This is a genomic window from Mucilaginibacter dorajii (assembly GCF_024808255.1).
Classification (GTDB): Bacteria; Bacteroidota; Bacteroidia; order Sphingobacteriales; family Sphingobacteriaceae; genus Mucilaginibacter; species Mucilaginibacter dorajii.
Window position 1 is genome coordinate 145,492 of the sequence record NZ_JANTYS010000011.1, and the last position, 10,322, is coordinate 155,813.

The 10,322-nt window shown below is 42.5% G+C and carries 6 protein-coding genes; 2 read left to right on the forward strand and 4 right to left on the reverse strand.

Annotation, left to right across the window (positions count from 1 at the left end):
* Positions 1 to 404: 404 nt before the first annotated feature.
* Positions 405 to 3,326 carry a triple tyrosine motif-containing protein gene (locus FHS10_RS16465; protein WP_259092500.1) on the forward strand — a complete coding sequence of 974 codons (2,922 nt, stop codon included), beginning with the start codon at positions 405 to 407 and terminating at the stop codon, positions 3,324 to 3,326.
* On the opposite strand, the gene FHS10_RS16470 is transcribed toward FHS10_RS16465, so the two are convergent.
* Positions 3,316 to 4,188 carry a LysR family transcriptional regulator gene (locus FHS10_RS16470; protein ID WP_259092501.1) on the reverse strand — a complete coding sequence of 291 codons (873 nt, stop codon included), beginning with the start codon at positions 4,186 to 4,188 and terminating at the stop codon, positions 3,316 to 3,318. The genes FHS10_RS16465 and FHS10_RS16470 overlap by 11 nt on opposite strands.
* 86 nt (positions 4,189 to 4,274) lie before the next feature.
* On the opposite strand from FHS10_RS16470, the gene FHS10_RS16475 reads away from it, so the two are divergent.
* Positions 4,275 to 5,246: an alpha/beta fold hydrolase gene (locus FHS10_RS16475; protein WP_259092503.1), complete on the forward strand. Its 972-nt coding sequence runs from the start codon at positions 4,275 to 4,277 to the stop codon at positions 5,244 to 5,246.
* A 277-nt stretch (positions 5,247 to 5,523) separates the two neighbouring features.
* Here the strand turns inward: FHS10_RS16475 and FHS10_RS16480 are convergent, their stop codons facing one another.
* The 3 genes from FHS10_RS16480 to FHS10_RS16490 are packed head-to-tail and all read right to left on the reverse strand — an operon-like array spanning position 5,524 to position 10,317.
* Positions 5,524 to 6,855 carry a TldD/PmbA family protein gene (locus tag FHS10_RS16480; protein WP_259092505.1) on the reverse strand — a complete coding sequence of 444 codons (1,332 nt, stop codon included), beginning with the start codon at positions 6,853 to 6,855 and terminating at the stop codon, positions 5,524 to 5,526.
* 7 nt (positions 6,856 to 6,862) lie between these two features.
* On the reverse strand, positions 6,863 to 8,500 hold the full coding sequence (locus FHS10_RS16485; RefSeq protein WP_259092509.1) for a TldD/PmbA family protein: 1,638 nt from the start codon (positions 8,498 to 8,500) through the stop codon (positions 6,863 to 6,865).
* A gap of 32 nt (positions 8,501 to 8,532) precedes the next feature.
* A complete protein-coding gene (locus FHS10_RS16490; protein ID WP_259092511.1) occupies positions 8,533 to 10,317 on the reverse strand; it encodes a hypothetical protein in 1,785 nt (594 codons plus the stop codon).
* Positions 10,318 to 10,322 lie beyond the last annotated feature (5 nt).

Below are 10,322 nucleotides of genomic sequence, written 5' to 3' on the forward strand. Positions count from 1 at the left end.
AGTTTAATTTTAGGTTTATAATTTATAGTTGGTTGCTGCAAACCCGGTTTAAAACCTCATTGCAGGTACACCTGGTTAGGGTGCGTTTTTAAGTTGAGCCTGTTTCAGGGTGGAAACTCCGGCGTTATTTTCCGGATATGGGCCGCATAGCATTCGCCACCGTATAACATCATTATACAGGGCATAGGTAAGCCTGGTGAATTCATGTACAAGTAAAAATTTTAATAATATAATTGGTTACGAAGCTCGAATTCGTTTTGTCAAATGTATATGCAGATGCTTGTTGTAATGAAAAAACGGACTACATCACTACCACACAGTTTGAAAAAATCATCGTAATAGTGGATATTCGTACTTATAGTTGATACATTTATCAAAATGTCGGCTACCGCATTATAACCCTTATGTTTCTACGTACCGTTTTTATCCTGTTAATGCTTAGCGGCGCACAGTCGCTGTTTTCGCAAACCTATATTGGCCAGCGTGAAACAGTAAATTTTGATAAAAAGCAATACAATGCCGGTACACAAAACTGGAAAATAAAACAGGACACCCAGGGTCGCGTATACTTTGCCAATAACGAAGGTGTTTTAGTTTTTGATGGCGCGTACTGGCAACTTTATCCCCTACCCAACAAAACCATTGTACGCTCTATAGAATTTGGAAAGGATAAAAAGCTATATGCCGGTGGCCAGGACGAAATGGGGTACTTCTCGCCGGGCAAAAATGGGCAACTTGCCTTTACATCGCTAAAAAGCCTCCTACCAAAAGCGGATCAAAATTTTTCGGATATATGGGACATTGTTACTTATGGTGATGATGTGTTTTTTAGGGCGCATGATAAAATTTTCAGGTACAGCAATAACAAGATCACCATTTATAACTCTTCATCGTGGCTGTTTTTGGGCCTGTACCAGGATCAGCTGATAGCCCACGATGAGCAAAAAGGAATTTTAGTTTTTAAAAACGGCAGCTGGCAACCGTTTATAGAGAAAAAGCTTTTACCTAAGGGTTTTTACATCACCAACATCTGCCGCTTTGGCGAAAACTCCAGCCTGGTAACCACCGCCAAAAACGGGGTTTATATTTTAAGCGGTAATCAACTTAAATACTTCAAACTATCTGGTTTTGATACGGATAACCAACAGGCCTTTTCGGCGGCGATAGCCATTGGCGATAACAATTATCTCATCAGCACTTATACCAACGGCATTTACCAGGTTGATGCTAACGGTACCGTAATTGAAAAGATCTCCAAAAAAGAAGGCCTGCAAAATACCAATGTACGTTGCCTGTTCATGGATGTTAACCGTAACATTTGGCTCGGGCTTGATAACGGTATAGATTTCATCGCATTTAATAACGCTGTAAAGCATGTTAACCCATTGATATTTAAGGATGGTAGCGGGTTCTCCATTGCGAAATACAACAACGACCTGTATTTTTCTATGTCGACAGGGATCTTCCAGTTGCCTATACAGGATATTGGTGATTTGAGCTATACTAAAAACGACTTTAAAACCCTTGCAGATGGTTTATCCTGGCACTTATCTGTTGTAAATGATGATCTGTTAGCCGGCAGGGATGATGGCTTATTCAGAATTTTTAATGGTAAGCTACAACCGATATACAACGCTACCGGTTTTTGGCTCTTTGAATCATTGCTCAACAAACCCGGAACGAATTTAATTGCAGCGGGCAATTACTTTGGTGTAAGGTTATTTGAGCGCGACGCTTCCGGTTTTATTGATAAAGGGAATATTGGCAAGTACTATGAATCGGCAAGGTTTTTAGCTATTGATGGCGAGAGTAATATCTGGACATCGCATCCCACCCGCGGTGTTTACAAAATAAGCACCGATAATTCGCAGGTTAAAATGTATACGGCGGCTCAGGGGTTGCCATCGGCATTAAATAACTTTGTTTTTAAGATCAAAAACCGGGTAGTTGTGGCTACGGAGAAGGGCATATATGAATATAATAGTGCGACAGATCAATTTCAGCCCGATGAAACCTATAAAAACATCTTTGGTACAAGGAGCTTAAGATATTTGAAAGAAGATCCATCGGGCAATATCTGGTTTGTGCAGGAAAAAAGTATCGGCGTAGTTGATTATGCAACCTCCAAACCCAATATCATTTACATCCCCGAGCTGACCAACAAAATACTGAGCGGCTTTGAAAACGTATATCCTATTAATGATAATAATGTTTTTGTCGGCAGCGAGAATGGTTACTACCATGTCAACTATGCAAAATACAAACAGAATATTCACCCTTTATCTGTTTTTATCCGTAAAGTTAAAGCTATAGCCGGTACCGATAGCTTGCTTTTCGGAGGATACTTTGGCCTTGTGAATGAGGATAATAAACAAACGTCAAGCACAACACAAGCACTTAGTTACCTGTGGAACTCGCTGCATTTTGAATACTCCTCGCCTATTTTTGAAGGACAATCAAATGTAAGTTACAGTTACTATTTAGATGGTTTTGATAAAGAATGGTCGGCCTGGTCAAAAAAAACGGAAAAGGATTATACCAACTTATCAGCAGGTACTTATACATTTAAGGTCAAGGCACGTAACCATCAAAATAATGAGTCGCCGGTTAGTTCTTATACATTTACTATTAACCCGCCCTGGTATTTAAGCATCTGGGCATTTGTAGCTTATGTAATGGCATTTGCCTATTTGTTATACTTTGTGTACCGGTTACAGGAGAAAAGGCACATCCGCAACCAGGAAAAAGAGCTTTTGATACAGCGGCAAAAGAACGAAGAAGAGCAAAAACAAATGGCTTACCTGCACCAGTTGGAGTTGGAAAGATCAGAAAAGGAGGTGGTTAAGCTTAAAAACGAGAAGCTGGAAAGCGAGATTGAATTTAAAAACTCAGAGCTGGCCTCATCGGCAATGAGCCTGGTACAAAAAAAGGAGTTTATTTTAAAAGTTAAGGACGAATTGCAGCGCATCAACAAGTCGGGCAAGGATGTGGTGGAGGCAGTGGAGATCAAGAAGATCCTGCGCCTGCTATCCGAAGAAAAAAAGGTGAACGAGGAATGGGAACAATTCAGCATCCATTTTAATAAAGTACATGCCGATTTTTTAACGGTGATCAAAGAACGGTATCCAAGCATTAATCAGCAGGAATTAAAGCTTAGCGCATATCTCATCATGAATCTTTCCAGTAAGGAAATCGCTCAATTGATGGCTATCTCTGTGCGGGGTGTGGAGATCAGCAGGTACCGATTGCGGAAAAAACTGCAGATCCCTACGGAGATCAATTTGTTTGAGTTCCTGTTTGATATTCAGCGTGAGATCATGAAATAAGTTCGGCCTTGTATAGGTCGATAAAGGCCCGCAACGCCCTTGATTGCGGTATATTTTTCCTGAATACCAATAGCGTGGTCATGGTACCCAGCTCTTTACTCATGACAAAAGTATTCAGTTTTCTACCTGCATAATGCTGGCTGATCAATTCGGCGGGTAAAATACTAATACCAAGCCCCGCTTCTACAAAATTGATGATCCCCTCAAGCGAGTTTACCACCATACTTTTATAATTGATGATGCCTTTTGCGCTCAACCAGGCCTCAAGCCTTGCCCTGAAGATGCAGCCCTGGTCGAAAACTATAATTTTAAGCGGCTGGACTGCAAGGATCTCGGTAAGTTTTGTTTTTTGTGCCGATGAAAAAATCACCAGTTGTTCTTCCTTAATATGGATCTGTTCCAGCTCGGGTGAGTTAATTGGGCCGGATACAAACGCGGCATCAAGTTTATAGTTGATCACATCGTTAATTAAGCCATGCCGCATTTCTGACTTAAACTCTAATTCAATATCCGGGTAAGCATCTGTAAACCGGTTTAAAATATCAGGCACTTTAAGGGCCATGGTTGTTTCTATACATCCAATTTTAAGCTGACCGCTAATTTGATTGGCTTTTTTGATCTCTTTTTTAGCCTCCTCAACCAAATGGCCTATCTGCTTGCAATAATGCATCAGGGTTTCGCCGGCTGTTGTAAGCGTTACCTTACGGGATGATCGTGTAAACAGATCGGCACCAAACTCATCTTCCAGGCTTTTGATGCGTGCCGTAACGTTTGATTGTACGGTAAACATCGCCTCGGCTGCTTTGGTAAAGCTGCCATAAAAGGCGACAGCCTCAAATATTTTTAGGTCGTTGGTATTCATAAATCACTAATTATGATTAATAAAATCACTATTAATCGTTTTTAATAATCAAATATCCACATTACTTTTGGATAAGCAAACAGCAAATGAAAATTAAAAAACTAATGAGGGCGGCAGTTGTAGTTGCGGGAGTAGGATTACTCGCAGGCAAAACATCGGCACAGTCTTCAACCTCAAAAAATCAAACCATGGAAACCAATTCAGTTCATTACCAAAACATTAAAGCCAATGGCTTAAACATTTTTTACAGGGAAGCCGGTGCTAAAGATGCCCCTACCGTATTGTTATTACACGGGTACCCTACCTCATCGCACATGTTCAGGAACCTGATCCCTATTTTAAGCAAACAATATCATGTGATAGCGCCGGATTTGCCGGGTTTTGGCTATTCAGACGCGCCCGCTCATGATCAGTTCGATTATACTTTTGATAACCTGGCCAAAACCATGCAGGCGTTTATTGATGAGCTGGGTTTAAAACGCTTTGCCATTTACGTATTTGATTATGGTGCCCCTACCGGTTTCAGGTTGGTTATGGCTAACCCCGAAAAGATCACCGGTATTATATCCCAAAACGGAAACGCCTATGAAGAAGGATTGAGCACCGGCTGGAACCCGATCCAGAAATACTGGCAAAGCCCTACCAAAGAAAACCGCGACGCGCTGCGTGGCTTTGTAGAAAATAAAGTAACCTTGTTTCAGTATTTTGAGGGTGTATCAGATCCATCGTTGATAGCTCCTGAATCTTATACCTTAGATCAGCACTTTTTAGACCGCCAGGGCAATGTTGAAATTCAGTTAGACCTGATGCTTGACTATCGCACCAACGTTGCCCTGTATCCAAAATTCCAGGCTTATTTCAGGCAGTATCAGCCTAAACTATTGGCCGTGTGGGGTAATAAAGACCCTTACTTTTTACCGGCAGGCGCCGAAGCCTATAAACGCGATGATAAAAACGCTACCGTTAAATTTTACGATACCGGCCACTTCGCGCTTGAAACCAATGTTGAAGAAATTGGACAGGATATCTTAGCCTTTTTAGCCGGCCTGCCTAAATAAATCAAACGCGTTACCGTATAGGCTTGTGAAACGTTTTTAAATTCAGCCTGTGGTCGGTGTTTCACCGCACCACTCCGATGATGAACGAATTAACACCCTATAACAAAACGCAAAAGAAAAATACACACAGAACTCATTATCAATAACTTAAATGTTAACATTTTTGAATTATGTTAAGTTATGTTAACCCAATTCACGTTGTTAACAGCACGTATAACATCCAACAAAAAGGGGATATATCTTAAATGACATATCCCCTTTTTACTGTTTACCAGGACTAAACCGCGTCTGATAACGAACTAAACGTAAAGTCCCTGATCTTCATTGGCGGGATGAGATAGCTGCGGTAGCTCTCCACACTAATGCTGCGCTCCTGCTTACCTAATGCTTCCAAATTGTTAAGCATAATTACCGGGCTTTCATTGAAGCGGAAGTTTTTGACCGGGAATTTGATTTTTCCGTTTTCGATATAAAAAGTACCATCACGGGTAAGCCCGGTTAACAGCAACGATTGCGGGTCAACCATGCGGATGTACCACAGGCGGGAAACCAAAATACCGCGCTCTGTACTTTTAATCAGGTCTTCTAAACTGGCGTCACCACCATCCATAATGATATTGCCGGGGCCAGGCAATGGTTTAACACCTTTTTTATCAGCCCAATAACGGCTGTAGCTTAAGTTTTTCACCACACCTTTATCAATCCACATTGTTTTTTCACGCGAAAGCCCTTCGCCAGTCCAGGTTGATGAAGGCAAGTCTGGATTAAAAGGATCAGAGTAGATATTTACTTTTGGGTCCATCAGCTGCTCGCCTAAGCGGGTTCCTCCACCCTTTTTGCTCAAAAAGCTGCGTCCTTCTTCGGCACTGCGTGCATCAAAGCGGAACATATTTTCGAGCATATATGTTGCCGCAACGGGTTCTAAAATTACCGTATACTTACCTGGTTCAATGGCCTTTGCCCCGGATGAGCTTATGCATTTGCCGGCAGCGACTTTGGTAGCGGCAAAAGTGTCCATTTTATTAACATCGGTAAACCCTCTGGCGGCATAGCCTGAAGCTGTACCTTCCTGGTTACGCGTGGTTACCGAAAAGGTAAGATCGCTGCCTTTATTATAAGCAAACAGCCCTTTTGAATTGATCACCGAATTGAAACTGGTTGAATTTTCAAGAAAACCTGCCGCGGTAAGTTTAGCCTCTTTAGTAACCGATAAACTTTTAGCTACCATATCGGCACGGCTATCGGGCGTCATGGCTGCGGTATTGGCGTTGTAGGTAATAGAATCTGGAAAGTTTTGCGGACCTAACAGCGGCATATATTCGGGGTTGGCGGGTGCCAGCTGGGCTAACTCTTCAGAACGGCGCACAACACGCTCCAGGGCGGCGTCATCAAACTCATCAATAGTAGCGGTTCCGGCTTTTTTTCCAAAAACCGACATTACCGCTAAACTCATGGTGCTGATATCGCCAGCTGTTGAAACGGCATTCAGCGCGTAACGGATATTTCCACCTTCGCTGCCGCTTAAAGTAACCTCACATTCTTCGGCTTTTGAAAAGGCTAATACCTTTTTTAATAAAGCCTGTGCTTCTTCTTTATTTAATATTGGCATAATTCAATTATCCGATCTTTCTTTTAGTGTTGATTACATTTACTCCTTTAAACAACGCGGTAGACGCGCCGTGCGATACCGCGCTTGATTGCGAAGGCTGACCTTTACCATCATTAAACGCGCCCCCTAAACGATAATCGCGCTCGTCGCAAACCTTGGCGCATGAGTTCCAAAACTCCTGCGTGTTGGCCTGGTAAGCCACATCGTTAAGCATTCCGGCTATTTTACCTTCTTTGATCTCGTAAAAAAGCTGACCGCCAAACTGGAAGTTGTAGCGTTGCTGGTCGATAGAGAATGAGCCATCACCAATGATATAAACACCTTTTTCTACATTTTTGATCATCTCATCAACGCTTAAAGGATTTTTGCCCGGCTGTAAAGAAACATTTGGCATCCGTTGGAATTGTACGTCCTGCCAGCTTTGTGAGTAGCAACAGCCCTGTGATTCATTTAAGCCGATAATATGCGCCTGATCACGAATGGCCTGGTAGTTAACCAACACGCCATTTTTAATGATATCCCATTTTTTACATTGAACTCCTTCGTCGTCATAACCTACCGCGCCTAATGAACCAACCTGGGTTTTATCGCCAACAATATTTACAGCATCGCTGCCGAATTTAAAGTTGCCCGATTTCCATTTATCTAAGGTAAGGAAACTGGTACCTGCAAAGTTGGCCTCGTAACCCAATACACGGTCCAACTCTGTTGGGTGACCAACGGACTCGTGGATGGTTAACCAAAGGTGCGATGGATCTAATACCAAATCGTATTTACCCGGCTCAACAGATTTTGCTTTTAGCTTATCTCCTGCTTGTTGGGTAGCAAACTTGATGTCCTCCAACATATCATAACGTTTTTTGTAGCGTGGCGTTACGCCTAAAACCTTTTCGGTAGCCAAAGGATCAAGATATTCATACCCCATACCAACCGGCGAGCTTAATGATCTGCGGGTTTCAAATGAACCAGCTGTAGGATCAATTTTGGTAACTGTAAAGCTTGGGTACAAACGGTGTACGTCCTGATCGATGTAGGAACCATCTGTTGAGGCAAAATATTTTTGCTCGTTAACTGCAAACATAATAGAATTAACAAAGTTGGCACCACCTGCCATGGCAATACCATTGGCATTAAGCAATAGGTCTACCTTTTCTTTAATGGGCACTTCAAAGGCATTTTTAGTTAGCGGTGTTTTCCAACTCACCTCGCCATATCCTTTTTGAGGGGCAAGCTGTACAGGCGCGCCGCCAATTTTAGCGTTGGCTTTGGCAACAGCAACCGCTTTTAGCGCGGTTTTGGCCATGCCCTCCTTGGTTACATCATTTGTAGCCGCAAAGCCCCAGCAACCATTAGCAATAACGCGGATCCCAATTCCGTACGATTCGGTGTTGGCCACGTTAAGCACCTTGTTTTCGCGGGTAACCACAAACTGGTTAAGGTAACGGCCTATCCGCACATCGGCATAGCTTGCACCGTTTGATTTGGCTGTGTTTAAAGCAACATCGGCCAGTTCCTTTTTGATCTTTGCATCAACGCCTTCCAGCGCCTGTAAAGGATCGATCGTTTTAGCAAGTGCGTTCATGCCGGGCAGCATCATAGCGCCCGCGCCCATACCTGTTAAATAAATAAAGTCGCGTCTTCTCAAAGTATATTCCTCCTTTTAGTACTTATTTGTGCCTACAGAAATTTAGCCTCCACCCACAGAAACACACAGGCTATTAATAGCAAAACATAAAAATAAATTTTACTTACAGCAATCGTAGCTTTTTCATGTATCTGTTTTGTTACAAGGCTGTTTAAATGATTGGTTTCGATGTAATTCCTGGTGTCCAACTGCCTGTTTGCTGCACGGATGCCGCTCCACTCGTTATCCTTATAAACATAAAACCAATTTACCAATCCACCTGCCTGCTGCACAGACTGCCAACCTGCTGCCCCGGGCCAATAATTAACTTCCCATTCAAAGGGCAATAAGCTATGTTGCGCTGACGCTATTGAAACATCGTTGATTTTTACGTTTAATGGGGCTACAGCGTTTTGTAACAGTAATTGCAGAGGTTTTGACATAGTTGGAATTGCCGATAGCGTATTCCAGTTTTCTGTCACCGGTAACCTGCGCGCTGCTTTGCCAATTAATAACGACCATAAATTGGTATAATCATTTTTATCGCCATTAAGCATCCAACTGAACGTGTTGTTTAGCGGCGTAAATACCAGTTTCCCACTTCCGGCCAACGCTGTAGCTGCAAAAACATGCGCACGCTCATCGGTTACCAGGCTTTGTGTATTACCCCCGCTTTTTATATAAACCAGGCCAGCGTTAAATTTATCGGTTTTGGCCAGTTCACCCTGAAGAAGCAGCGGAACAGGGAGCGGCTCTTTTAGGGCCAATCTATCGGTTGGGAAATCACGCTGCAGCCAGGAGGTTGAATGCGTGGTAGTATCCCCTTTAATGATAATGCCTAATCCTTTTTGTGTTACTTCCTGTTGCAGGGCCGATGCCTCGCCCCCATTTAGAGTTTTCAAAACGGCCAGATCGCCAATTAATACGTCAAATTTTGCCAATGTGGCCTGTGAGAGGTGATCTATAGGAAATTGATCAAGGTTGATGAACTCCTTATTGAATTTATCTTTACTGATAGCCGAGCGTACTGCCACTGCATAACCGCTTTGGGATAGCCAGTTTTTTAAAAACCGGCTTTCAAAATCGGGCGATGCCGTAAGCATCAACACCTTTAAAAGTTTAACAGGTTCAATTTGTACCGGCAGATCTTCCTTTTCAATGGTATCTGTGCCAACTATGGCTAAGAGGTTAAAAACATTTTTGCCCGTGTTTTTAGGAATGGTGGTTAATTGAAAGGGATTATCACCATCCGCGTTGCTCATTACTGAATCAAGCCCGGTACTTAAACCTTTCAATACCAGTTTTACTTTTTTTGCTGATGCGTTTTTGAAGTTGCCCTGTATGGTCAATGGTTCGCCTGCTTTAAGCTTTTGCGCCCAGGCGGCGGCCGTAATACCTTGTTTAACAGAAGCAGGATAAAAAACTATAGGTAAGCCATTTAACTGCTGCAATTCTTCTTTATCCAACCCATCACCTAAAATACGCAATCGGGTAACAGTTGAATCGGCCACGATTTGATCAAGGCTGCTTAACAAAACAGCTTTTGCATTTTCCTTTTTTATTTTTTCATCTAAAGTGAATGTTTTGACTGTAGCATATTGCTTTAGGCTATCTGTGTTATATCCCTGTGTTAGCAATATAACCTCGTTCTTATCCTGTTTAACAATATCCCTTTGATAAGTTAACGGCAGGGCGACGCAAGCCAATGCCAGTACAGCCAGCAAAGCGGCAATCATGCGTAATACTAAACGCGATTTATTGACGCGCGCATACTCCTTCCAAACCGCAAATGCTGCCAGTAAAATGCAAACTATCATAACAATGCTATTCCAGTTCATTTGCT

Bases quoted from the DNA above. Each gene is read 5' to 3' on its own strand.
- FHS10_RS16465 (WP_259092500.1), top strand. From the start codon at position 405: ATGTTTCTACGTACCGTTTTTATCCTGTTAATGCTTAGCGGCGCACAG.
- FHS10_RS16470 (WP_259092501.1), bottom strand. From the start codon at position 4,188: ATGAATACCAACGACCTAAAAATATTTGAGGCTGTCGCCTTTTATGGC.
- FHS10_RS16475 (WP_259092503.1), top strand. From the start codon at position 4,275: ATGAAAATTAAAAAACTAATGAGGGCGGCAGTTGTAGTTGCGGGAGTA.
- FHS10_RS16480 (WP_259092505.1), bottom strand. From the start codon at position 6,855: ATGCCAATATTAAATAAAGAAGAAGCACAGGCTTTATTAAAAAAGGTA.
- FHS10_RS16490 (WP_259092511.1), bottom strand. From the start codon at position 10,317: ATGAACTGGAATAGCATTGTTATGATAGTTTGCATTTTACTGGCAGCA.